Origin of the sequence: Actinospongiicola halichondriae (assembly GCF_049103745.1) — a bacterium.
Lineage (GTDB): Bacteria > Actinomycetota > Acidimicrobiia > Acidimicrobiales > Salinilacustritrichaceae > Salinilacustrithrix > Salinilacustrithrix halichondriae.
In genome coordinates this window covers 292,207-316,911 of record NZ_CP171622.1, presented here as the reverse complement: position 1 = coordinate 316,911, position 24,705 = coordinate 292,207, and the positions used below count along the sequence as shown (strand labels likewise).

Below are 24,705 nucleotides of genomic sequence, written 5' to 3'. Positions count from 1 at the left end.
ATGCGAGTCGGACTGTCAATAGATTCTGCGTGTCCGAATCGCAGGTCCTGTCCGTCCTAGTCTGCGCCCATGTCCGAACATGTCGAAGTCTCCCGCCACATCGCCGCATCGCCTGAAGCCGTGTGGAACGCCATCACCGACGTCACCCGCATGGGCGAATGGTCGCCGGAGTGTCACACGTGCGAGTGGAAGGACGGCGCGACCGGCCCCGCCGTCGGCGCCTGGTTCGTCGGCCAGAACCGCAACGGCGAGTTCGAGTGGACGACCGAGGCCGAGATCATCGAGTGCGTCCCCAACGAGGTCTTCCGGTTCGACGGGGTCTTCGGCGATCTCCACTTCGCGAAGTGGGGCTACCTCCTCGAAGCCACCGACGACGGCTGCATCGTCACCGAGACCTGGGAAGAGGGTCGCCCGCCCGAGGTCATCGAGATGACCAAGTCGATCTCGGGCGTCGACGACCGCGCCTCACACAACCGTGCCGGCATGGAGAAGACGCTCGAACGGCTCGCCGCCGCGGTCGAGCAGGGCTAGCGCCCCACGGGCGCGGTGGGGGTGAAGCGGACCGGCAGGCGCTTGATCCCGCCGACCAGCGGCATCCCCATCGCCTCGAGCGGGACCGGGTCACCGGCCAACTCGAGGTCGGGGAGGCGGGTGAGCAGCTGACGGAACGCCACCGACAGCTCGCGCCGTGCGAGGTGAGCGCCGAGGCAGAAGTGCGGGCCGGGGCCACCGAAGCCGAGGTGCGGGTTGGGGTCACGTCGGACCAGGAACTGCTCGGGTTCGTCGAACACCCGCGGATCGCGGTTCGCCGCTCCGTAGAGCAGCACGACCTTGTCGCCCTCGGCGAAGTCGTGGCCGCCGACGGTGACATCGGTCGTCGCGGTGCGACGCATGAAGGTCACGGGCGAAGCGACGCGCACGATCTCCTCGACCGCGGTCGGTGTGACGGTTTCGAGATCGTCCTGCCAGATCTTGCGCTGCTCGGGGTTCTGCGACAGCAGGTTCACGCCGTGGCTGATGGCCGTGCGCGTGGTGTCGTTGCCCGCGACGGCGAGGAGGATGAAGAACGGCGCGATCTCGTTCGGCGCCAGCATGTCCTCGCCGACGTCGTTGTGGACGAGCTTCGACGTGAGGTCGTCGGTGGGGTTCGCCCGCCGTTCTTCGGCCAGTTCGTTCATGAGGTTCGTGAGGCTCATGCCCGCTTCGAACATGGCCATCATCGGATCGCCGTCGCCCATGAACTCGGGGTCGCCGCCGCCGAGGATGACGTTGGTCGCCTTCAGGACCGTGTCGAACTCACTGCGGGGGATGCCCATCATGTCGCAGATCACCAGGAGCGGGAACGGCTGCGACATCACGTCGACGAGATCGACCTCGCCGGCCTCGCAGAATCCGTCGATGACCTCGGTGCAGATCGTGTCGACCGAGTCGAGGACGTTCTGGAGTTGGCGGGGGGTGAACGAACGGGCCACGATCCCGCGCTGGCGGGCATGCCGGGGGTCGTCCATGTTGATGAACGAACCGAAGAAGTCGAGTGCTTCCTCGGGCAGGTCGGGGATCGCGACGGCACCCTTGCCGGAGCAGAACTCCTTGGGCCGCTTGCTGATCTCGACCACCTCGGCGTAGCGCGTCGCGGCGTGGAACGACTCGGTCTCCCCGGTCATGATGTTCTCGAACGATGCGGGAGCGAACGGCCCGGCCTCGCGGATGGCGATGAACTCGGCCATGCGGGTTTCGAGCGGCTGACGCCAGAACTCGGGGTCGATCAGGCGGTTCTCGGTCTGCACGGTGCTCCTCGGCGGGTCTCGGACGTGGCCGCACGCTAGCGACGAGCCTCCCCCGAGTCCGGATCGCGCCCGGGGGTGTGACATCGGTCATGCCCTGCCGGTTACCGTTGCCTCCGTGCAGGGTGGGGAGGTCTGGGAAGAACTGTGTCGGCTGGGCCGAGAGCGTTCCTTCGCGGCCGGCGCGCACATGACGATGTGGGGGGCCGACGAGCGCGGTGTGGTGGCGATCGTCACCGGCGTCTGCAAGGTCGTGAACACGACATCCGAGGGCCGCGAGGCGCTGGCGACCGTCCGTGGCCCCGGCGAGGTCCTGGGTGAGATCGCCGCGCTGACCGGCTCACCTCGCTCGAGTTCGGTCATCGCGCTCTCCCCTGTCGAAGCCGTCCTGGTCAACGGCGCGGAGTTCGACCGATGGCTCGACGAGGCCCCCGGGGCGGGCCGCAAGCTGGCGACGCTGTTGGCCGTCCGCCTCGCGGAGACGACCCGATTCGGCATCGCCGCACGACTGCGCGTCGACACCCGCGTGGCCGACCGCATCCTGTTCCTCGTCGACCGGTTCGCTCCCCCGACCCAGAGCAGCCAGATCGAGCTCGAGACGTCGCTGACGCACGAGGACCTCGCAGCGTGGGTCGGCGCGACCCGCGCCGTCACCACACGGGCGATGGGCGCGCTCCGCGACCGCGGGCTGCTCGACTTCGGGCGCGGGTGGATCCGGGTGCCCGACCGCCCTGCGCTGGAAGCCTTCTGTCTGGCCGAGTGAGCCCGGCCGCTGACCGGCCGCAGCCGGTCAGCGGAGGAAGAGCATCTCCCGGTACTTGGGCAGGGGCCAGTCGGAGTCGGCGATCTCGCCCTCGAGCGCATCGGCCTGCGCCCGCACGTCGACCATGAGCCCACGCACCGTGTGGGCGCAGAACTTCATGTGCGCCTCGGTGGTCTCGAAGTCGTCCTCGTCCATCGCGTTCGACAACGCCTCGACCGCGGCACGCAGCGCATTGACGAGCGTCGCGATCTTCTTGATCGGCGCCGGGTCGAGGTCGACGCCGAACTGGTTCGCCTGCTCGCAGGTCGCGGCCAGCGAGGACAGCGACGTCATCGCTGCCGGGAGGATCGACGTCTTCGCCATCTCGACCATCAGGTTGGCCTCGACGGCGATCGCCAGGATGTACTGCTCGGCGTACACCTCGTAGCGGCTCTCGAGCTCGGCCGGGCTGAGGACGTTCATCGACTGGAACAGCTCGATGACGTCGGGCTCCATCAGCACCGGGAGGGCATCGGCCGTCGTCGGGATGTTCCGCAGGCCGCGCTCCTCGACGGCAGCGCGGTGCCATTCGGGCGAGTAGCCGTCACCACCGAAGATGACGGCCGAGTGCTCGTCCATCAGCTCCTTCAGCACCTCGGCCACCGCTGCGCTGAGCTGCGCCTCGGTCGCATCCTCGGGGAGGATCGCCTCGAGCTTGTCGGCGATCCAGTGCAGCGAGTCGGCGAGCATCGTGTTCATCGCGACGAGCGGGCCGGACACCGAGTGGTTGGAGCCGACGGCCCGGAACTCGAAACGGTTGCCGGTGAAGGCGAACGGCGACGTCCGGTTGCGGTCGCCCGGGTCGCGCTGGAACGGGAGGATCTGCGACAGGCCGAGGTCCATCGACCCGCCGTCGGAGTCTCCGGCGACGCGCCCCTCCTTGATGTCGTCGAAGACCTGCTCGAGCTGGTCGCCGAGGTAGACGGACAAGATGGCGGGCGGCGCCTCGTTGGCACCGAGACGATGGTCGTTGCCCGCCGACGCGATGACCGCGCGGAGCAGCGGACCGAACTTGTGGACACCGCGGATCACCGCGCCGCAGAACACCAGGAAGTGGAGGTTGTCGCTCGGTGTCGAACCCGGATCGAGCAGGTTGCCCTGGGTGGCGTTCCCGACCGACCAGTTGACGTGCTTGCCCGAGCCGTTGATGCCGGCGAAGGGCTTCTCGTGCAACAGGCACAGGAACCCGTGCGCCTTCGCGGTCGACTTCATCACCGTCATCATCAGCTGCTGATGATCGGCAGCGACGTTGGCGGACTCGAAGTACGGGGCGATCTCGAACTGCCCCGGCGCGACCTCGTTGTGGTGGGTCTTGGCCGGAATGCCGAGGCGGAAGAGCTTGTCCTCGAACTCCTGCATGAAGACCTGGACCCGCTCGGGAATCGCACCGAAGTAGTGGTCGTCGAACTCCTGGCCCTTGGGCGACGGCGCACCGAAGAGGGTGCGACCGGCCAGGAGGAGGTCGGGTCGGCTGGTGGCGAAGTGGGCGTCGACGAGGAAGTACTCCTGCTCGGCGCCACAACTCGAGGTGAGGGGAGCGATGTCGGTCTCGCCCATGATCCGCAGCAGGCGCTGGGCCGCATCGTCCATGGCCGCGTTCGAGCGGAGCAGCGGGATCTTCTTGTCGAGGGACTCACCGGTCCACGACATGAACACGCTCGGGATCATGAGCGTGGCGCCGTTGGCGGTCTGCATCACGTAGGCCGGGCTGGTCGGGTCCCAGGCCGTGTAGCCGCGCGCCGCGTTCGTCATGCGCAGGCTGCCGTTGGGGAATGACGAGCCGTCGGGCTCGCCCTTGATCAGCAGGCTCCCGGAGAACTCGGTGATCGCGTTCCCGTCGCCGTTGATGACGATGAACCCGTCGTGCTTCTCCGCGGTGATGTTCGTGAGCGGGTAGAAGACGTGGGAGAAGAACTTCACACCCTTGGAGAGCGCCCAGTCCTTCATCGCCGCTGCGACCACGTCGGCAGTGGCGGCGTCGAGCGGCGTCCCGTCCTTGACGGTCGCCTTCATCGCCTTGAAGGCCGACTTGGACAGCCGTTCCTCCATCGTCGCGAGGTCGAACACGTCCGTGGCCCAGATCTCCGACAGGGGCTGCCCGGCCTGTCCCGTCTCGGGGACCGTGCGGTCGGTGACCTTGCTCGTTGCTTCGAACCTTGCCGTACTGGCGGACATCCGGGCCTCCACTGCTCGGGATCGAACGGTGGATCCGTTCATCTCGGGACCCCCCATCCAAGCCGGTCCAGCGCCGTGGACGAACTCCGGACATCAGTCTTCGCACGCTGGTAACGCTGCGGACTCACTGTGCGCGCACCCGTGCCCCGGTAGTTTCGGCCGGCGCCGGACGACCGAGGAGCGCCCCCATGGACTACGAAGACGCCCGACGTGCGGTTGCCGCGGGAGCAACGCCCGAGGACGCAGCCCGGGAACTCGTCGCCGAACTGACGTCGGACGAGCGCCTGTGGCTCCTCGACGGGGATGCCCCGACGTGGGCTGGGCTGCGGTTCCTCGGCGAGGACGGCTACCACCTCGCGCCCTTCCCCGCCGCCCGTGTCGAGCGGGTCGGCATCCCGGGCATCGCATTCAGCGACGGCCCACGAGGCGCGGTGGTGGGGAACGCGACCGCGTTCCCCGTGACGATGGCGCGCGGAGCGACCTGGGACCCTGATCTCGAGGAGCGCGTCGGAGAGGCCATCGGCCGCGAACTCCGGATCGCCGGCGCCGACCTGACCGGGGCGGTGTGCGTGAACCTGCTCCGGCACCCGGCCTGGGGGCGAGCGCAGGAGACCTACGGCGAGGACCCGTTCCACGTGGGCGAACTCGGCGCCGCACTGACCCGCGGACTCCAGCGGCACGTGATGGCATGCGTCAAGCACTTCGCCTGCAACTCGATGGAGAACGCCCGCTTCTCGGTCGACATCGAGGTCGACGACGTCGCCCTCCACGAGATCTACCTACCGCACTTCAAACGGATCGTCGACGAGGGCGTCGCCTCGGTGATGTCCGCCTACAACTCGGTCAACGGCGAGTGGGCGGGCCAGAGCCACGCACTGCTCACCGACGTCCTGCGCGACGAGTGGGGATTCCTGGGCTTCGTCATCAGTGACTGGATCTTCGGCCTCCGCGACGCGGCCACGTCGATCCACGCGGGACTCGACATCGAGATGCCGTACCGGATGGTCCGGCAACAGCACCTCGCCGACGCTCTCGAGCGCGGCGACGCTTCGTGGGACGACGTCGACGCTGCGGCGCGCCGGATCGTCGCGACCCTGCTCCGTTTCGACCCCGTCCTCACCGCGCCCGCCCCGTCCCCCAACGTGTTGTGCGCTCCGGAGCACCGTGACCTGGCCCGCGAAGTCGCCGGGCGGTCAGCCCTCCTCCTGCGCAACGAGATGGTCGGCGACTCCCCGGCGCTCCCCTTGGCACCCGGCAGTCGTGTCGCGGTCGTCGGACGACTGGCCGACGTCGTCAACCTCGGTGACGGCGGTTCGAGCGATGTCTGGGATCTCGACTGCGTGACCGTCCGCGCCGGACTCGCCGACGTGTTCGACGTCACCGACGACCCCGCAGGCGCGGACGCCGCGGTCGTCGTGGTCGGGTGCACCTACCTCGACGAGGGTGAGTACATCGGGGAGACCGACGCCTCGCTCCCCGCCATGTTCCCCGCCCAGGACGAACCCGAGGTGGTCGCCCGCTTCGAGGAGTCGATCGCCGACCTGCCCACGACCGTCAAGCCGGGGCGTCTCGACGATCGCCCTCGCGGGTTCGGCACGGGCGGCGACCGGACGTCACTGCGTCTGAGCGATGAGGACGTCGAGACGATCCGTCAGGTCGCCGCGGTCAACGACCGGACCATCGTCGTCATCCAGGCGGGCAGTGCGATCGTGATGAGCGAGTGGGTCGACGACGTCGCCGCCGTGGTGCAGTCCTGGTACGGCGGCAGCCAGGCCGGACCGGGTCTCGCCGACGTCCTGACCGGCGTGGTGAACCCCTCGGCCCGACTCCCGTTCAGCGTCCCGGCCGACGAGGCCGACCTCCCCGACTTCGACCGCGACGCCACGACCTTCCGCTACGACCGCTGGCATGGCTGGTGGCACCTCCGCCGCACCGGTCGCCCGGCAGCGTTCCCGTTCGGCTTCGGACTCTCCTACACGACCTTCGCGATCGCCGACACTGCGATCGAGGTCGTCGACGACGGGCCGATCGTCATCACCGGTTCGGTCGAGAACACCGGCGGTCGATCAGGCGCAGACGTCGTCCAGGTCTATGCCGACCTCCCCGACGTCGATGCCCCCGACCGTCTGGTCGGTTTCGCCCGGGTCGAGGTCGAGGCCGGCGGGCGCTCGCCGTTCCGCATCGAGGTCGCGCGCGATCGGCTCGCCACCCGGGACCCCGATCGGAATCAGTGGAACGCAGCGTCGGGCATCCATCGGCTCCGCGTCGCTCGGGACGCTGCCGACACGGCGTCGCCGGTGCACGAACTGCGGCTCTGACCCCAGCGGACGACGGAGGTCACGGGTCGCCCTTGCTGTCGTCGACCATCGTCGACAGCGCATCGCGCTGGCGTCCTCCGACGAGCGTGACCCAGGCGGCGGCACCGGCCGGGATCGGGAGCCAGAACTGCACGATCCGGTAGGCGGCGACGCCGAGGCTCGCCTCGGCGCGCGACGTGCCGAACCCCACCAGTGTGACGATGAGCGTGGTCTCGATCACGCCGAGACCGCCCGGCGAGAGCGGGATGGCGGCCAGGACGTTGGCCAACCCGTACGCCACGAGGAGCCCCGGGATCGACGTCTGGTGCCCGAAGGCCGCGATGAACAGCCAGAGGACCGCTGCGTCGAGCAGCCAGTTCGCTGCCGCCCAACCGACCGCCTTCGCTGCGAGGCGCGGCTCGCGCCCGAGTGCCGCCAGCTGGTCCGCCGCCCGACCGAGGGCGTGGGTGATCCGGTCGGCGTCGACGTGTGGCGTGCGGTCGGCGAGGTTCGCGATCACGCTCATCGTCCGCGTCCGACCCTTGGTGAGCGCGACGACCGCGAAGGCGACGATCGCGAGGAGGGCGGCGCCGACACCCGCTGCGGTTGCGTACAGCGGTTGAAATCCCGACGTGGGGATCGAGACCACGAGCCCCACCCACAGCAAGACGTTGAGCATCAGCGCCGACCCCAACGACTGGGTCGCCATCGCGAAGCTCGCTCGGGCGGTGTCGACGCCGGACCGGGTGAGGAGTCGGTACTGGAGCACTCCCCCGGCCGCAGCACCACCCGGCACGACGTGGTTCACCGCGAGCGACGACAACACGATGCGGAACATCCGCCACAGCGTCGGTCGCTGATCGGGCGGCAACAGCGAACGCGTCAGTTGTGCATAGGCCACGAGCGCCAACCCCTCGAGTACGACCGCACCGACGAGGAACCGTGGGTCGAGTCCACCGAGGAGGCCGAGCGCCTTCCGCGTGCCACCGATCTGGGGCAGGACCAGGAAGTGGAAGACCCCGGCGAAGAGGAGCGCCCGGGCCACCAGGCCGAGCGCACGACGGCCATGGGGCGGAGACGACTGGTCCTCGCCGTCGGGCTCGTCCGGGCTCACGCGGTGGGACGATCGAGGTCGGCGAGCGCCACGTGGTCGGCGAGGAGCTGACACAACAGGCGACGGATCAGCGGTGCAGCGCCCGGGACGCCGCCCTGGCCAGGCATCGAAAGCACCGTACTCCTGCTGTGGTTTCGCCAGGCCTCACGTCTCCGGGCCACTTCTCCGGTCTCGCAGGTCGGTCTCGATCTGGTCTCAATCTGCACATCGAGGGCAGACCCCCGGGCGGACCGACCGTAGGTTCCGAACGCTGGAGCGACTCCGCTGATGCGGACGGAAGGTGTGCCATGGAGCAGCAGGGGCTGAGCGCATCTCGCGCTCGATCGTGGACCGCGATCATCGTCGCGATCCTCGTGATGGGCGGCGCGGTCGCCTGTTCTGGAGGGGGCGGCGACTCCTCAGCACCGGGCGGTCCGGCAGCTGATCCAGAGGCAACGGAGGTCGATGCGAACGGCCCGCTGGCAGCGCTCGTGGCGCTGCGCGACTCGAGCGAGTCGGACTTCCGGGCGTCGGCCGACGACAGCGGTCGCGTCCGGTCGGTGTCCGGCTCGTTCCCGACGGCGGGAGGCACGCCTGCCGACGCGGCGATCGAGTTCCTCGCCCGTCACGCCTCCGTGTTCGGGCTCGATCGGCCAGGCATCGACGTCGAGGTCACCTCGATCCGGGATCACGACGAATCGATCGTCGTCCGACTCCGCCAGACCTATCGCGGTGTCGACGTGGATCCCGGAGGCCTGGTCGTGACGATCGTCGGTGACGACGTCGAGTCGGTGTCGGGCGGCGGGCTCGCACCCATCGCCCTCGAGGTCATCCCTGCGATCGGCGCGGCGGATGCCACTGCAGTCGCCGCCGAGGACATCCCGGGCGCAGGCGTGCTCGGCGTCCCCCGGCTGTCGATCACGAAGGACGCTCAGGATGCGTTCCGTCTCGTGTGGCTCGTCGACCTCGCGTCGCCCGGCGGCGTGCTCGCCGCGCGGGTCGATGCCCGGTCGGGCGAACTGCTCGGACGGACGGACGGATCGCTCGACGACCTCGTCGACAAGGACCTGGAGGTCTTCGACGACCGGGGGACGAGGTCCAACGAGATCGCCGACGACCTGAGCTGTGTCGGGAACGGCCCGACTGCGGGAGACGAGGAGCGATACCACCTCTCGGTTGCGGCGACCCCGAACGCCCACACGGTCTGGACCAACACCATCGGCGTGATCAAGTGGTTCGACGCCAGCTTCGGCTGGCTCGGGTTCGACGACGACGACTCGCCGCAGGTGGAGGTGCACGCCGACGTGGTCATGGACCCGGCCGAGAACTCCATCGTCGCGGCAGCGCGGTACATCAATCACTGCGAGGACATCGTGATCGGTGTCGGCTTCCATGCCGACAAGCGGGTGCTCGCCCACGAGTACACCCACGGGGTCCAGGATCACGTGGGCTCCCTCGACTACGAGGGCGAGAGCGGCGCAGTCGCCGAGGGGCTCGCGAACGTCCTGGGACACTCGTTCGCCGGGACCGTCGAGGACCTCGACTCTGCGATGGACTTCACTGACTACGACGACGGGTGCTCGCCCGGTGTCGCCATCGAGGATTGTCCCGACCACGGCGGCGTCCACACCAACGACGCGATCGTCGAGCACTTCTTCCGCGCGATCGCCCTCGGCGACGGCGGCGGAGCCATCCGGCCGGCTGGTCAGGCGAAGATGGCGCGGCTCGCGTTCGGGTCCATGTTCGCGATCCCGTCAGACGTCACGATCTCGGAGCTCACGTACGTCGTCGAGAACACGACCCTCTACTGGGCGGCGCTGGGACGGCACGGGTTCACGTTCGACGACGTGTGCACCGTGACGAAGTCCGTGGCCCTGATCATGGGAGGCCCGGGGTACTGCACCTACTTCTCCGACCACCAGGACGACGATGGTGACGGGATCCCCAACGCCAGGGACGACTGCGACAACACCAACGGCGTCGATCCCGACGGCGACGGGATCCCGAGCGTGTGTGACGACGACGACGACAACGACGGCCTCCTCGACGAGGACGACAAGTGCCCCCACCACTGGGACCCGACCAACGCCGACAACGACGGCGACGGCAAGGGCGACCCGTGCGACACCAACGACGACGGCGACAACCACCTCGACAGCGTCGACAACTGTCCGCTGGCGAAGAACAACGACCAGTTGGACAGCGACCGCGACGGCCAAGGCGACGCGTGCGACGACATCGACGGCGACGGCGTGATCGACTCGGACGACAACTGCCCGTACGACTGGAACGCGGGCCAGTCGAACATCGACGGCGACAACCTCGGCGATGCATGTGAGTCCGATGCCGACGGCGACGGCGTCGACGACTCGCTCGACACCGACGGCACGACGGACAACTGCCAGTGGTACCCGAATCCCGACCAGGCAGACGCCGACGGTGACGGCATGGGCGACGTGTGCGACCCGTGCCCGGCCGGCGCCGACATCGTCACCGGGTTCACGGCCAATCCGTTCGGGACCGGTGGCGAACTCCCCGGCGGTCTCCCCGGTGGGCTCGGCGATGACTTCATCCCCGGGACGATCGTCTCCGACCAGGACGGAGACGGCATCCCCGACGGCTGCGACGACGAGGCGGTGTTCCTCGACCTCGGGCTCTCGGGACTACGGCGCGACCTGCCGAGGATCCCGGGGACCGGGAGCGTCACGGTCCCCGGCGAACAACCGCCGGGGGGCACGTTCGACCTGCCCGATCCGTGCCCATCGACCGACCCCGACGACGGCGAGGTGGTGGATTCCATCGTCGGCAACGTGTCGATCGCCGGGGCTCCCGTCGGTGCTCTCGCCTCGCTGGTCGACGAGACCGGCAGGGTCGCCGGACAGGCGCCACTCGCCGACGGTGCTGGTTCCGTGCCCTTCGAGGTCCGGCCGGCCACCGGACTGCATCTGCGACTCGACGACGGCGAAGGCCCCCTCCGAGCGGGACTCCGGGCCGACTACGACTTCGTCCCCTGTGCGGGCGAAGAGGCGACGATCGGCATCGTCCCCGGGGCGTACGGCGGATTCTCGGAACTCATCCCCCGGGAGCACCACCGCGGTGGGTCGGCTGAGGGCCCTGCCACATCGACCTCGGTCGGCGGGCCCGACCCGAGCAACGGCGAGACCACGACGAGCGGGGTCGACTCGCCGACGAGTTCGAGCGACACGACCCGGACGACGACGGTCGACTGCACGACGACGACCACGACGGCGTCGGATCGCACCACGTCGACGACCGCTCCGAGGATCACGTCGACCACCAAGCCGTGCCTGTCGACGACGTCATCGTCGACGACGCGGCCCCCGGTCGTGGCCACGACGAAGCCGCAGTTCGAGACGACGACCACCACCCGTCCGCAGGTGACGTCGTCGACCCGTCCACCGTTGAGCACCACGACGACGACCCGCCCCCGGGTCACCTCGACGACCCGGTTGGGCGGCTGATCGGCGCCTGTCGACGGTCAGCGCATCAGCGAGCGCTCGTTCGTGACCAGACGGCGCCTGATCGGGTCACGGGTACGAACGACATACGTGTGGGCGTGCAGATCGTGCGGACCTCGATGCATCGGATCCCTGCGGATGACCGAACCGATGGCGACCTGGGTTACCAGGGTCGCCCACGCCCCGATGACCGGGATGAACGCGAGCAGTTGCCAGGAGTTGCGAAGCATCGCAGCGGGAATCGAGGGCGGCGCTCCCCTCAGGTTCTCGACACGGACACCGACGATCGCCTTCCCCGGCGTGCGCCCGAACAGCGACTCGAACGATGCGAACATCGCGATCATGAAGATCCCGGTGGCATAGGGAATCGGCTCGAGTACGAGGTTGTGGAGCGCGATGACGGCCCCGAGGATCCAGAAGTCGATCACCCTCGCGAGTCCGCGTGGCCAGGCGCTGGCGTACTCGGACAGATCGACCGCTGCCGGATCGACGGGCGGGGTGACGGTCCGTCGATCTTCCCGCACATTGGACGCACCGCGGGGACGGCGGTGCGAGGTTCTCTCGTCTTCCGAAGGGGCTCCGCGAACGTCCTCGACGAGCGCCGTCACGTCGTCCGCGTGTTGCACAGCCGTCCAGACGCACTCCGCCGTGAGCTCGAACCGTGCGCCCAGGCCGTTCAGCAGCAGCCGCAGGCGCTCGTGCTGCGCCGGCGACAGGTCACTGATCTCGACTCCGATCGTTCGCCGATCGGACTCGGCCGTCGCCTCGATGGTCGGTGGAGCAAGGTCGCTGGACACCGGAGCACCGAGGGCGACCTCGCAGTCGAAGCAGTGCTCGACCCACGCTTGGTACTCGCCACCGCACCGCGGGCAGTGCCGGAATGTCGCTGTCCCCACAGCGACAGGGTAGGGACTCCCCTCGGTGACCGCAGACGGATTCAGGGCCCGGTGAGGAGCTCCTCGAGCCACTTCGACGTCGGGAGGATCCGAGCGTCGCCCAACGAGATCATCCCGGGCTTGTGTCCCGGCGGCGGGTAGCCGGGCGGGTACACGACGGCTGGCCGCTCCGGGTCCACGGTCACGGACAGGACCGTCCCCGGCTGGATGTCGGGAACGGCGACGTCGAAGACGGTCCACCGCACGGTCTGGCGACCCTGCCCGGTCCCGTCGGCCCGCACGACGTCGAGCTCGACCTCGAAGACCTCGGAACTGCTCATGACGTCCGGGGAGGTCTCGGTGACCTGCTTTCCCGAGACGACCGTCGCCGAGGCGGGGACCGCCCGAGCCAGCGAATCACCGTACGGATCGGACTTCGGACGACGACGGAAGAGTGACATCGGCGAATCGTAGATCCACGTCGGTCCTACATGTCGGAAGTTCGCGGGGCCTCGTAGCCGACCATCACCATCTCGGACTCGAAACCCATCGCCTCGTAGAGGGCGATTGCCGGCTCCCGTCGGTCCTGCACCGTGAGACACACTCGGCCGGTCGTCGACGCCGGCACGAGCGCACGGCACAGGGCGGCCACGAGTTGGCGTCCGAGACCTGCACGACGAGCGGTCGGCGCCACCGCGACGAAGTCGATGTAGGCGTCGCCGTCCGGTTGGATCTGACCGGCGACGTAGCCGAGGATCGATCCCCCGACACCGTGCGCGACCAACACCACCTGGTCGCCGCTCGTCGAGCGGGCTGCCAGTTGCTCCGCGCTGAAGTAGGTGGCGGGGAACTCGACGTCGTGGAGCTCCGCCACCGCGTCGACGTCGTCCGAGGCCATCGGGCACAGGGCGTGACCCCGAGCCTCGGTCGGCCAGGAACCGATGACCTCGGCGGCCGCGACCAGCACGTGGTTCGGCTCGCTCGCTTGCCAACCCATCTGGCCGGCCAGCGCTGCCAGGCATCGATGCTGCGCGACTCCGGACAGCACCCGCCGGGTGACCTCGGAAGGGATCTGCGCCAACGCCACGTCGACCAGGACGCGCGCCCACCCGACCCACTCGTCGTCGTCGACCGCGACCCATGGCCCGTGGACGTGACCGAACCTCGATCCGACGTCCCACTCCGCGACGACAGCGCCGAGGACGCCGTCGCTCCCGTCGACGACCCGCACGGTGTCGGCCCATGCGGGGTCGAGCGCCTGCAGCTCCGACAACACGCCGGGGCGCGAGACCCCCAGCGATGGCGCGTTGCGATCGGGTCTCGACTGCTGATCGACGATCAGATCGAGCACGGCATCGAGTTCTCGGGACGCCGGCCGACGAGCCGACCCCGGTGCGACATCTGGAGACCCCTCCGCGTCCATGGGGTCATTCTTCCCTTTCCGGCGGACCGGTGGAGTGCGGCCTCGGCCTCCGATCAGCTCGTGGTCGGGTAGCCCGCTGCGTTCCAGCCGCCCATGCCGCCCAGGACGTTGACGATCTGCCGGCCGGGGTCCGCATGGGCGATGAGGCTCGCCGAGACCGACGACCGGAAGCCGCTCCCGCACACGACGGCGAGTGGCTTGTCCGAGCGGGGGACGTCGTCGAGACGATCCGGGAGTTCGGCGCCGGTGATGAACGTCGCCCCCTCGATGTGCCCCTCGCTCCACTCGGCCGGTTGCCGGACGTCGAGCACATCGACCTCGCCGGCATCCACACGGTCGCGGAGCTGGTGCACGGTGATCTGCTCGAGCTGCTCGATGTCGCGGCCGGTCGTGCGCCACGCCATCATGCCGCCGGCGAGCCAGCCCTTCGGTGGCGGGTAGCCGATCCGCAGGAGGTGCCACGTCGCATCCCACAGGTCGCCGGGTGCGTCGACGACGAGGACGACATCGACGTCCTCCGGCAGGATCGTCCCGGCCCAGGTCGCGAACGACGAACCGAGGCCAACGTTCACCGCGCCAGGCACGTGACCGCCGCCGAACGACTCCGGCGACCGGCAGTCGAGGATCCAGGCTCCGCCATCGCGGGCCGACTCGACCTGCTCCGGTGTCAGCGCCGGAGGCTCGGCGAGGGTGCCGAGTCTGGAGACACCGGCGAGGTTCTGTCGACGCATGCGCCGCCAGTACGGCGGCACGGCAGGGAGGTCGTCGAGGTCGAGGCACTGCTTCACGAACTCGTCCGACGACGACACCTTGGCCAGGATCTCGTTGGTCCGGCGCTCGTAGCCCACCGTGGTCGACAGTCGGCTGCCGATGTTGCCGCCACACAGCGAGCCAGCCACGTGGGTGGGGAACACCTGCACGTGGTCGGGGAGTTCGAGCAGCTTCGTCTGGATGGTGTGGCAGAACTCCCGGGCACTCGCCTCGGTCTGCTCCGGGTCGCCCAACAGGTCCGGTCGGGCCACGTCGCCGACCAGGAGCGCTCCCCCGGACAACAGGATGGCGGGCTCGTCGCCCTGGTCGTGGTCGTAGAGCAGCAGCGAGATGTGTTCCGGCGTGTGGCCGGGCGTGTGGAGGACCTCGATGCCGACCTCGCCCAACTCGAACTGGTCGCCGTCGGCCACCGGTCGGTGCTCGTAGCCGAGGTCGGCGACCGCAGAACCCCACACCTCGAGTCCGGCCCGACCCGCCACCTCGGACAGTCCGGACAGGTAGTCGTTGTGGCCATGGGAGTCGCAGGCGTGGGTGACGCGGAGGCCGTGGCTGCGGGCTCGGTCGAAGTAGACGTCGACATCGCGCCGGACGTCGAAGAGGAGCGCCTGGCCCGTCTTCTCGGACCCGACCAGATACGACGCGTGGCCCAAGCCCTCGAGGTGGAACTGTTCGAAGATCATGGCAGCCCAGATACCCGACCGCGCCCGGGAGTATGTGTCAGGAGAGTTGTTGTGCGCCTCGACCGAGCTCCTGGACATCGCCCATCGCCCGGACCTGAGCGACGCCGGTCGTGGTCGACGCGAGGACGAGGGCGAGATTGAGCCGCGCGTCGATCCGGAAGCGCTCGTCGGACTGCCCTCGAGCCCAGGCCATCATCGCCCCGAACATTCCGAGGATGGTGTGTCTCGACACCACGCGATAGGTGATCCCGGGTCGCAGCGCTCCCGCCTCGTCGAGCATTCGCGCCGCCTTGTCGTAGACGTCGAACGACTCGCGCCCATCGGTCGGCCACTCGGGCAACGACGACACCGCGCGGACGATGCAGCGATACGCCGTCGGTTCGGCAATCAGGGCATCGACCCCGTGGTCGGTGACCGCTCGCAGACCTTCCGATGGATCCTCGGGAACCACATCGGGCAGCGGAGCCGTCTTGGCCATGCGCCAGACCACCCGCCCCATCAGTTGGTAGGCGAGCTGATCTCGTGGGCCGATCAGGTTGTAGACCGTATGCGGTGAGACCTCCGCGAGCGCGGCGACCTCCTCGATCGTGACGTCGCTGAACTCGCGCTCGCGGAGCAGGCCCACCGTCGCATCGAGGATCGCCTCACGACGTTTCCACTTGTTCCGTTCGCGTAGGCCCGTCGCGTGACGACCCTCCGCTCGGATCGGCCGTTCACCCATCGGATTCGCCCTCCTCGGAGTCCGGCGGCGCCAACGGCGAGCTCAGATCGCGACTCCCCAAGGAGGTGAGATCGTCCACCTTCCAACGATCGTCGAGACGCACGAGTCGGACGCGCAGGTAGGACTCCAGCTCGGCGGTGGCCCCACCCTCGCTGGACACCTCCGACAGTGCGTGGACGATGACGCCGAGCTCGTCGCCGTCGTCGGTCGTCACGTAGACGTCGTCAACGGTGACGGTCGAACTGGCCTTCTCGGCCACGATCTGATCCCGTACGTCGGTGGTGAACGCGTCGACGAAGTCGGCGCGGAACTGCTCGGTCGCGAAGCTCTCGACCGCGGACTGCTGAGCGTCGAGGTCTTCGTGCTCGTAGCTCATGAGCGCTTCGACGAACCCGCTCGCGACGAGAACGGCATCTCGCTGCCGGTCGATCATCGCCTGGCGCTCTGCGGCGTCGTCTCGCTGGGCCGAGCCCCAGACGATCGCGCCGACGGCGGCGGCCACCAACAGGACTGCCACGACCGTCGTCGGCCAACGCCGGCGCGTCGTCGATGACGGACCCCGCTCCGCTTCCACGGTCACCTCGATGTCGTTCACACGGACCGCCCTCGTCGTCGTTTCACCAGGATCACCAGCCACGCGGCGGCACCGAGTGCCGCGAAGATCGGCAGCGCGAACACTGCGGCGCGCAGAAGGCGCTCGAGCGGCGACCGGCCGCTGTCGCCGTCGCCGTCACCACTCGCGAGATCGACCGGCGTCGAGCCCGGTCGTTCGGATGCGCTGTCCGACCCATCGGCTCCCGGTCGCTCTCCGCCGGTTCCCGGCGCGGCCTCGTCGGCCACTGCGGCCTCGGTGATGGCCACGTCTTGGGCCGGGCAGGTCGGGATGTCCGGCGCCCCGGGGTACGGCTTGGGAGCGGCGAACTCGATGGTGGGAGGGTTCCCACCGCTCGGCGAGATCATGAGTCGGAAGATGCCGTCGCGAGGATCCTGGACGAGACCGATGACGTCGGCGAAAGCTGCGGAGCGCTGCAGCACACCCTCGAGCGAGCGGATTGCGTCGGCATCGAGGACGGCGTCGAGCGTCGCGGTCCCGTCGATCGTGCAGATGACTGCTCCGTCGGCGGCGTCGATGACGGCATTCATGAGCGCGACGGTCGACGGGCCTTCTTCGAGGAGTGTCTCGATCGACGGCCGAGCCTCCTCCATGGCCTCGGTGAGGCCAGCGAGACTGTCGATTCCGGACCCGAGAGCGTCTCGGTGCGTGGCGAGCACATCGGTGATCTCGGCGACCCCGTCGACGAGACGCTCGATGTCGTCGCCGTTCTCCGACAGGGTCGTCGTCAGCTCCTCGGTGCTGTCGACGATACGACGGATGTCGTCGCCTCGCCCGTCGAGCGCAGCGGCCAACTCCTCGACGACGGTGCCGAGCGCGTCGGCGTCGATGGTCTCGACGAGCGTGTCGAGAGATCGGAAGAGGTCGCCGTACTGGAGCGGGCTGGAGGTGTCGGGAAGTTCGACACGGTCGCCGTCGGCCAGCCGTGCGCCTGCGTCGGGGTCGGTCCCGGGCGCCGGCGCGAGGTCGACGTAGGGCTCGCCGATGGCCGAGCGTCGCCGTGCCGCGGCGACCACGTCGGCCGGAAGTTCGACACCGCGGTCGATGGCCAGCTGCACCTCGCTCCTTCCGGGCACCAGTTCGACCTGTCGGATCCGACCGACGGCGTGACCGAGGTAGGTCACCTCGTAGCCGGACCGCAGACCCGGCGACTGTTCGAACTCCGCAGTCACGACGTAGGGCCGTTCGACGAAGTCGAGATGCAGGAAGTTCACGGCCGACCAGGCGATCGTCGCCGCGGTGAGGACCAGGAACGCCGCGATGTTGAGGTAGATCCGCCTCATGGCGTCACTCCGAGCAGCAACTCGCCCAATGCCCGACCGAGCTCGGTCGTCTGGAGCGTCGCGTCGCCGAAGCTGAAGTCGTCGAGCCAGGCGTACGCCACGACACCGCCTTCATGGATCGCCGTGGGGATCCGCTCGGTGACGACGACCAGCTGTTCGATGGTGCGGATCAACCGGTCTCGCTCGTCAGCGACGACAGACACCACCGGCGCCAGGTCGTGGATGATCCTGGTGAGCCGTTCTCGGTGGGGAGCGAGCACCTCGGCGTCGAGGGTCACCGCCAGAGCGGTGAGATCCTCGACCACGGTCACGACACGTTCGCGCTGGCGAGCCAATGAGCCCGTGGCATCGGCGGCAAGCTCGATGGTCTCGCCGATGTCTCCCGCGTCGGTCGCCAACGTGGCGAGGACGACGTCGAGGTCGGTGAGGAGCGCGTCGAAGACCGCCGACTGTGCCGCCAGGTTGTCGGTGACCGAGCCCACAGTTCCGATGAGCTCGTTGAGTTCTGCCCCCCGGGGGCCGATGCCGAGCGCGCCCGCCTCGACGATGGCTGCGACGTCTCGACCCTGGACAGCCCGCGTGAGACCGAGCAGCTCGATCGCCAACTCCTCCACGGTCGCGGTCGATCCACCCGTGGGCAGCGTTGATCCCGTCGACAACACCGGCTGGTCCTCGGGGTGGTCGGGCAGCTGGAGAGCGATGTAGTTCTCGCCCAGGAGGGAGGTGACGGCGATCGATGCCGTCGTGCCCTCCGCGAGCGAGCGTCCGTTCTCGACGGTGAACTCGACCACGGCCTCGTATCCGTCGAGCTCGATGCCCAGCACGGTGCCGACGTTGATGTCGGAGATGCGGACCGTGTGCCCGATCACCAGTTCCTGCACGTCGTCGAAGCGAGCGAAGTAGCGAGCATCACCCTTGATCGCACCGGTGGTCTCGAGCGTGCACGACGACAGGGCGAGCACCCCGATCACGATCGGGACGAGGAGACGAGCGAAGCGTCTCATCCGCACGTCGACGAGTACGTCGGGAGACAGGGCACATCGGCGCCGAGCTCATCGAGGATGGGGAGCAACTGCTCGAGGATCGTGCGATCGATCGGGCCGCGACCACGGATCGCCATGTGTTGTCCGTCGTAGGCATCGACGATCTCGACGTTGAGGGAGAAAAGCTCGTCGACCAACTGCTGCACCGCGCCGGCGTTGACCTTGATGGTCAGCGCGAGGGTGGCGACGGCGTCGAGGTCCTCCGGGAGGGTCACCTCGTACGCCGTCAGCAGCGCCTTGCCCTCACGCGCCAACCGGACCATCGCGTCGACGAAGTCGACGATCTGCTGGCGCTCCTCGTCGAGCACGCCGGCGACGGTGGCGAAGTCGTCGAGCAGTCGGCCGATCTCCGCCTCGCGAGCACGCGCGACCGCAGCGAGACGATCGACGTCGTCGGCGATCGACAACAGGTCCTCGTCCTGGTCGGCCATGGCGGGAATCAGTCGGGAGAGCTGGAGCAGCGCCTCGTTGATGGTGGCACCCTTGCCCGCCAGCGCGCCGGACGTCGCGGTCAGCAGCTCGTTCACCGACGCAGGGTCGAGGGCCTCGACCAGGTCGGTGATCGCCTGGAGCGCCTCGTCCGGTTCGACCGGGATGATCGTCCGATCCACGCCGATCACCGTGCCGGGTTCCATTCGCTCCTGCCCGGGGGTCCATGCCGGGAGGACGATGTCGCGTTCGCCGATCAGCGACACCGGAGCGATGGCGACAGTGGCATCGGCCGGAAGCGGGACGTCGTCGCGGATGGAGAGGGTGACCACGATCTCGTCGCCGTCGATCTCGATATCCCGGACCTGGCCGACCGTGACACCCATGACCTTCACGTCGCTCTGCTCGTAGACGGCGACCGCGCGGCTGAACCGCGCCACGATCTCGTAGGTGTCCGATCCCGACGTCGAGCAGCTGCCCAGGAACAGGACCACGACGAGGACTGCGGCGACGACACGCACCAGACGCCTCATCCCAGCGCCTCCAGCATGATGTTCCGCAGCTGGACGAACGAGAGGCCGGTGAGCACGACGTCGACCCACGAGCCCGTCTTGCCGATGTCGGCCAGCGCTCCGACGGTCGGTCCGGCCGCGGCCAACGTCTCGTCCACCTCGGCGACACGTCCGTCGAGCACGTCGGTCGTCGCGTCGAGCCCGGCGAGGATGGTGTCCAGCTCGTCGCGATTGCGCTCGATCAGATCGGCCAGGGTGGTGGCCGCCTCGCTGCCGGATCCGAGGAGTAGACGGACCTGGTCCTGGCGGGTGGCGATCTCGGCGAGCAGCGCCTGCGAGGTGTCGATGAGGCGGGCGATGGTCTCGTCGCGGCCAGCGAGGGCGTCGGTGACCTGCACGGTGTCGTCGACCAGATCCTCGATCTGTTGACGGCGAGCGTTGAGGACCTCGGCGAGCGTCACCACGTCGTCGAGGATGTCTCCGGTCTCCCCCGCGTTGTCTCGCGCGAGCTCCGCCGCACGGCCGAGCAACTCGTCGATGGCGTCGGCGTCGAGCTCCTCCGCCGTGGTGGTGAGCTGTCCGAGCGCGTCGATCACACCGAGGGGAAGGCGTGTGCGCTCGACCGGGATCCGACGCTGCTCGGGCGGGAGGTCTTCGAGGAATGGCTCGACCACCGGGCCGGCCAACCGGACGTAGCGGCCGCCGAGCAGGGTGGCGAGTGCGACCTCGAGTGTCGTCTCCGGGCCGAGTTCGACGCCGGAGTCGAGATCGAACGTCACGACGACGACGCCTTGGTCGAAGTCCGGCTCGACCGAGCTCACACGGCCGACCTCGATGCCGGCCACGCGGACGGGATCACCGCTGCGCAGGCCAGCGGTCTCCTCGAGGACGGCACTCACCTCGTAGGTGTCTGCGAAGAGACCGGTGGAGCCGACGGCATAGGCGCCGATCGTCGCAGCCACCGCGGCGATGACCGTGGCGATGCCGACCAGGCGCACCGGCAGGTCGCGGAAAGAGAATTGGAGCGACCTCACAGCCCGAGCACGCCCAACAGGGTCTCGCCCAGACTGGCGTCTTCCGGCGTGTCGGTCTGCCCGACCACGGGGTGTGGGCACGGCGGCGGCGAGGCAGCCACGCACGAGAAGTTGATCTTGATGTACCGCCCGTCGTCGATCACCGACCACACCTTCTCGAGCACGGTCGGCAGGCCCGCGAGGACGAGGTCGACGTCGTCGAGAGAAGGCTGGAGCGACTCGGTCACCGCCGCGAGATCGGCGAGGATCGAATCGACCTGGGTGGCGTTGTCGACGAGGAGCGAGCGGAGCGCGTCCGTGGTGCCCGGGATCGTGTCGAGGGCTTCGACGAGGACGTCCTCGGACGCCTCGAACGTCTCGGTCAGACGGACGAGGTTGTCGAGCAACCGTTGGATGCTCTGGTCGCGGTTCGCGACCTCGCCGGCGAGGACCCCGTAGTCGTCCACGAGCGATGCGATCGTGTCGCTGCGCGACGCTGCGGTGTCGAGCACGGTGGCGAGATCGTTGGTGATGCCGGCGATGGTCTCGCGGTTTCCGGTGACGGCGTCGTTGAGGGCCGACACGAGCGAGTTCACCTGCTCCGGTCGTACCGCTTCGAGCAGGGGCCCCAGCTCGTTGATGAGGTCGCCGAGATGCACGGCCGATGCGGTGTTCTCCATCTCGTCACCGTCGTCGAGCATCGCATCGTCGGACCCCGGATCGAGTCGGAGGAGTCGGCGACCGAGCAGGTCCTGGGCCTGGACCGAGACCAGCGAGTCGACCGGGAGGTCGACCCCGCGGTCCACGCCGAAGGAAACGACCGCGCGTCCGGTGACCAACTCCACCGCGGCCACGGTTCCCACACGGACGCCGGCGAGCTTGACCGGGTCCCCGGCACCGAGATTGGTGGCGTCGTCGAACGTGGCACTCAGTTGATAACGGTCGACCGACCGCTCGAAGCCGGTGATCTCGCTCGCGATCCAGAGCGTGAGGGCCCCGCTGATCAGGACGAAGAGGATGAGCCGTGGGTGACGCAGCATCAGCCCTCGTAACCCTCTCGATCCGGGCAGTTGGCATCGCCGATCAACGCGCACGGCTCGAAGTCGAGGATGCCGTGGCCGATGCCACCCCAGACACCGTTGCCGCGGTCCCACTGGAGCAGCCCCGTGCCGAGCAGTGCGCTCACGGCATCGAGGCCGTCGACGAAGTCGGGGAGGAAGCGGAGTTGTTCGTGGAGCACGCCGGCTCCTCGTTCCAGCGCCCAGAGCGTCGGGTCGAGGTCGTCGCCGATCGCAGTGAGGAGGTCGTCGCCTCGGACGGCGAGTTCGCTGACGCCGACCAGGAGTTCGCCGAATGCGTCACCCTGCTCGTCGATCGTGCGGAGCACGTCCTTGCCGTCGCGCGCCAGTGTGTCGATGCTGTCGATGCGTTCGGCGAGGGTCGAGGACAGCGAGCGAGCGTCGGCCAGCAACGCGTTGATCACCGCCTGCTTGCCGTCGATGCGCGTGGCGAGATCGTTGGCGGCGTCGACCGACGATCCGATCTCCTCGCCCAAGCCGTCGACACCCCGCGCCAGTTCGGACACGATCGTCGAGACCTCGTCGGCGTCGACGGTGTCGAGGAGCGTGACCACCGCGTCGAGGGTGTCGGCGAGTTCGGTCGGTTCGACGACGGAGCCCATGTCGTCACCGGGGCCATGGAAGGGTCCGTCGACCTCGTTGGGGCCGGGTCGGACGTCCACGAACTTCGGGCCGAACACCGACAGTGGCTCGATGGTCGCTGTTGCATCGACCGGGATCTCGATGTCCTTCGCGATGTTCAACGTCATCTCGACGGTTCCGTCGTCGAGCAGTTCGAGGCGCTCGACCGTGCCGACCTTGATGCCGCGGATCTTGACCTCGGAGGTGTCGTCCAGACCGAAGCCGACGCGCGTGGTGCGAGCGGTCAGCCGATAGTCGTCCGCGTAGGCGCCCGTGGCTGCGAGCACGAGCAGGGACGCAAGCGCGCTGACGGCGACGATGGCGATCAACCCGACAGCGAGACGGGTACGGGCGGCGTCGAGGATCATCGGCTCACCCGGTGAGCGACGCTGTCGTCGTCGTTCCCCAGAAGAGGAACGAGAGGAGGAGGTTGACGACCACGATCGCCATCATCGACGTGCGGATGGCCCGACCCACGGCCTGGCCGACGCCAGCCGGCCCGCCCGAAGCATTGAACCCGTACCAGCAGTGGATGAGGACGACGAGCACGGCGAAGACGATCGCCTTGATGAGGCTGTACAACAGGTCGACCGGCGGGAGGAAGAGCCCGAAGTAGTAGTCGTAGACGCCGGGCGAGAGACCGAGGATCCGCACCGTGACCACCTCGGATGCGAAGAACGAGGCGAAGAGCGAGACCAGGTAGAGCGGGACGATCGCGATCAGCGCTGCGAGGATCCGGGTGGAGACCAGGTAGGCGATGGGCGGGATGCTCATCACGGAGAGGGCGTCGATCTCCTCGCTGATCCGCTTGGCGCCCAACTCGGCCGTGAAGCTCGAGCCCACCTGGGCTGCGAGTGCGATGCCGGCGATCATCGGGGTGATCTCACGGACATTGCCCAGGCTCGTGACGATGCCGGTCAGCGATTCTGCACCGATCGTCCGCAGGCCCTCGTAGGCCTGGATCCCGAGGGTGCCACCGGTGGCCAGCGACATCGCACCGACGACGAAGACCATGCCCCCACCGACGACGAAGGCTCCCGCGCCGGACACGACGTCGGAGATCTGGCGGGCGACCTCCTTGAAGAATCGTCGGCGCACGAGGATCTCGGTGAAGACGGCGGCGAGGGCCTTCCCCGAGAAGAGGACGAAGTCGCCGACCTGACCGATCGACGTGGTGAGCGAGGTCGGCATGCCGCGGAGACGCTTCGCCGTTCGGGAGAACCGGTAGGAGTGCGCTGCGGCGGTCATCAGATCGAGGGAGGGAACATCGTCAGGTACAGGGCGGTGATCACGTAGTTGAGGACGAACACGGCGATGAAGGTCTGCACCACCGACTCGGTGACCGCCTTGCCGACACCCACCGGACCCATGTCGCAGGTCATGCCCCGATAGCAGGCGACCGAGGCAGCGACGAACCCGAAGATGCCCGCCTTGAGCAGGCCCACGACCAGGTCCGGGAGGCTCACCAGCGTGGTCGCGCCGTTGAAGAACGCCCCGGGAGAGACGCCCTGCAACAACACGTTGAAGAAGAAGGCACCCGCAGTGCCGGCGACCACCACGAGCGAGATCAGGAAGACGCCGACGACGGTGGCGGCCCAGAGGCGCGGCGTCACGAGTCGGTGCGTGGGGTTGACGGCCATCACCTCCATCGCTGCGAGTTCGTCGCGCACGTTCCGAGCGCCCATGTCTGCAGCCATCGCCGAACCACCGGCGCCGGCGATGAGGAGCGCGGTCACGATGGGGGCGATCTGCTGGATCATCCCGGTGACGGCGGCAGCGCCGGTGAGCGACTGTGCCCCGAGCTGCGCGACCAGTTGCCCGAGCTGGAGCGAGATGACGGCGCCGAACGGGACGGCGACGAGCATCACCGGCAGGATCGTCACGCTGGCCAGGAAGTCGCACTGGTCGAGGAACTCACGCCACCATCGGCGGATGTCCCAGGTCCGGCGCGTCCCCTCGAGTGCGAGTGCCGCCATGCCGCCGAGCGCGTCCAGGAATGCCCCGGGCAACTG

At 68.6% G+C, this 24,705-nt stretch carries 21 protein-coding genes; 4 read left to right on the top strand and 17 right to left on the bottom strand.

Annotation, left to right across the window (positions count from 1 at the left end; translation table 11 throughout):
• Positions 1-69 precede the first annotated feature (69 nt).
• Positions 70-531, top strand: a complete 462-nt coding sequence (locus tag AB8619_RS01680) for an SRPBCC family protein (RefSeq protein WP_436794726.1) — start codon at positions 70-72, stop codon at positions 529-531.
• Here AB8619_RS01680 and AB8619_RS01675 read toward each other — a convergent pair.
• Positions 528-1,787, bottom strand: a complete 1,260-nt coding sequence (locus AB8619_RS01675) for a cytochrome P450 (RefSeq protein WP_436794725.1) — start codon at positions 1,785-1,787, stop codon at positions 528-530. The two genes, AB8619_RS01680 and AB8619_RS01675, sit on opposite strands and share 4 nt — an antisense overlap.
• A 115-nt stretch (positions 1,788-1,902) precedes the next feature.
• On the opposite strand from AB8619_RS01675, the gene AB8619_RS01670 reads away from it, so the two are divergent.
• A complete protein-coding gene (locus AB8619_RS01670) occupies positions 1,903-2,547 on the top strand; it encodes a Crp/Fnr family transcriptional regulator (protein ID WP_436794724.1) in 645 nt (214 codons plus the stop codon).
• Between the two features lie 27 nt (positions 2,548-2,574).
• Here AB8619_RS01670 and AB8619_RS01665 read toward each other — a convergent pair whose 3' ends face one another.
• Positions 2,575-4,761 carry a glutamine synthetase III family protein gene (locus AB8619_RS01665; RefSeq protein WP_436794723.1) on the bottom strand — a complete coding sequence of 729 codons (2,187 nt, stop codon included), beginning with the start codon at positions 4,759-4,761 and terminating at the stop codon, positions 2,575-2,577.
• Positions 4,762-4,949: 188 nt separating this feature from the next.
• Here AB8619_RS01665 and AB8619_RS01660 point away from each other — a divergent pair, with 188 nt between their 5' ends.
• Positions 4,950-7,079, top strand: coding sequence for a beta-glucosidase family protein (locus AB8619_RS01660; protein ID WP_436794722.1), 2,130 nt, complete (start codon positions 4,950-4,952; stop codon positions 7,077-7,079).
• A 19-nt stretch (positions 7,080-7,098) separates the two neighbouring features.
• Here the strand turns inward: AB8619_RS01660 and AB8619_RS01655 are convergent, their stop codons facing one another.
• On the bottom strand, positions 7,099-8,172 hold the full coding sequence (locus tag AB8619_RS01655) for a lysylphosphatidylglycerol synthase transmembrane domain-containing protein (protein ID WP_436794721.1): 1,074 nt from the start codon (positions 8,170-8,172) through the stop codon (positions 7,099-7,101).
• Positions 8,173-8,459: 287 nt separating this feature from the next.
• Between AB8619_RS01655 and AB8619_RS01650 the strand changes: the two genes are divergently transcribed.
• Entirely contained in the window at positions 8,460-11,633 is a 3,174-nt protein-coding gene (locus AB8619_RS01650; protein WP_436794720.1) for a thrombospondin type 3 repeat-containing protein, read from the top strand.
• A gap of 17 nt (positions 11,634-11,650) precedes the next feature.
• Here AB8619_RS01650 and AB8619_RS01645 read toward each other — a convergent pair whose 3' ends face one another.
• The 14 genes from AB8619_RS01645 to AB8619_RS01580 are packed head-to-tail and all read right to left on the bottom strand — an operon-like array spanning position 11,651 to position 24,669.
• Positions 11,651-12,526 (bottom strand): RDD family protein, encoded by an 876-nt coding sequence (locus AB8619_RS01645; RefSeq protein WP_436794719.1) that lies wholly within the window; start codon positions 12,524-12,526, stop codon positions 11,651-11,653.
• A 41-nt stretch (positions 12,527-12,567) separates the two neighbouring features.
• Positions 12,568-12,966, bottom strand: a complete 399-nt coding sequence (locus tag AB8619_RS01640; protein WP_436794718.1) for a hypothetical protein — start codon at positions 12,964-12,966, stop codon at positions 12,568-12,570.
• 26 nt (positions 12,967-12,992) lie between these two features.
• The gene (locus tag AB8619_RS01635) at positions 12,993-13,928 is read right to left on the bottom strand and encodes a GNAT family N-acetyltransferase (RefSeq protein ID WP_436794717.1); all 936 of its coding nucleotides are present in this window, start codon (positions 13,926-13,928) and stop codon (positions 12,993-12,995) included.
• A 53-nt stretch (positions 13,929-13,981) separates the two neighbouring features.
• Entirely contained in the window at positions 13,982-15,379 is a 1,398-nt protein-coding gene (locus AB8619_RS01630) for an MBL fold metallo-hydrolase (protein ID WP_436794716.1), read from the bottom strand.
• Between the two features lie 37 nt (positions 15,380-15,416).
• Positions 15,417-16,100, bottom strand: a complete 684-nt coding sequence (locus AB8619_RS01625; protein WP_436794715.1) for a TetR/AcrR family transcriptional regulator — start codon at positions 16,098-16,100, stop codon at positions 15,417-15,419.
• Positions 16,093-16,695 carry a hypothetical protein gene (locus AB8619_RS01620; RefSeq protein ID WP_436794714.1) on the bottom strand — a complete coding sequence of 201 codons (603 nt, stop codon included), beginning with the start codon at positions 16,693-16,695 and terminating at the stop codon, positions 16,093-16,095. Before AB8619_RS01620 ends, AB8619_RS01625 begins: the two co-directional genes overlap by 8 nt.
• On the bottom strand, positions 16,692-17,996 hold the full coding sequence (locus AB8619_RS01615; RefSeq protein WP_436794713.1) for an MCE family protein: 1,305 nt from the start codon (positions 17,994-17,996) through the stop codon (positions 16,692-16,694). Before AB8619_RS01615 ends, AB8619_RS01620 begins: the two co-directional genes overlap by 4 nt.
• Positions 17,993-19,000 (bottom strand): MCE family protein, encoded by a 1,008-nt coding sequence (locus AB8619_RS01610; protein ID WP_436794712.1) that lies wholly within the window; start codon positions 18,998-19,000, stop codon positions 17,993-17,995. Before AB8619_RS01610 ends, AB8619_RS01615 begins: the two co-directional genes overlap by 4 nt.
• Complete coding sequence (locus tag AB8619_RS01605; RefSeq protein ID WP_436794711.1) at positions 18,997-20,001, bottom strand: MCE family protein; 1,005 nt, start codon at positions 19,999-20,001, stop codon at positions 18,997-18,999. The genes AB8619_RS01610 and AB8619_RS01605 overlap by 4 nt, the downstream gene beginning before the upstream one ends.
• Positions 19,998-21,014, bottom strand: a complete 1,017-nt coding sequence (locus tag AB8619_RS01600) for an MCE family protein (RefSeq protein WP_436794710.1) — start codon at positions 21,012-21,014, stop codon at positions 19,998-20,000. Before AB8619_RS01600 ends, AB8619_RS01605 begins: the two co-directional genes overlap by 4 nt.
• Positions 21,011-22,033: an MCE family protein gene (locus AB8619_RS01595; protein ID WP_436794709.1), complete on the bottom strand. Its 1,023-nt coding sequence runs from the start codon at positions 22,031-22,033 to the stop codon at positions 21,011-21,013. Before AB8619_RS01595 ends, AB8619_RS01600 begins: the two co-directional genes overlap by 4 nt.
• The gene (locus AB8619_RS01590; RefSeq protein ID WP_436794708.1) at positions 22,033-23,061 is read right to left on the bottom strand and encodes an MlaD family protein; all 1,029 of its coding nucleotides are present in this window, start codon (positions 23,059-23,061) and stop codon (positions 22,033-22,035) included. Before AB8619_RS01590 ends, AB8619_RS01595 begins: the two co-directional genes overlap by 1 nt.
• 4 nt (positions 23,062-23,065) lie before the next feature.
• Positions 23,066-23,941: an MlaE family ABC transporter permease gene (locus AB8619_RS01585; protein ID WP_436794707.1), complete on the bottom strand. Its 876-nt coding sequence runs from the start codon at positions 23,939-23,941 to the stop codon at positions 23,066-23,068.
• Positions 23,941-24,669, bottom strand: a complete 729-nt coding sequence (locus tag AB8619_RS01580) for an MlaE family ABC transporter permease (RefSeq protein ID WP_436796333.1) — start codon at positions 24,667-24,669, stop codon at positions 23,941-23,943. Before AB8619_RS01580 ends, AB8619_RS01585 begins: the two co-directional genes overlap by 1 nt.
• Between the last annotated feature and the right edge of the window lie 36 nt (positions 24,670-24,705).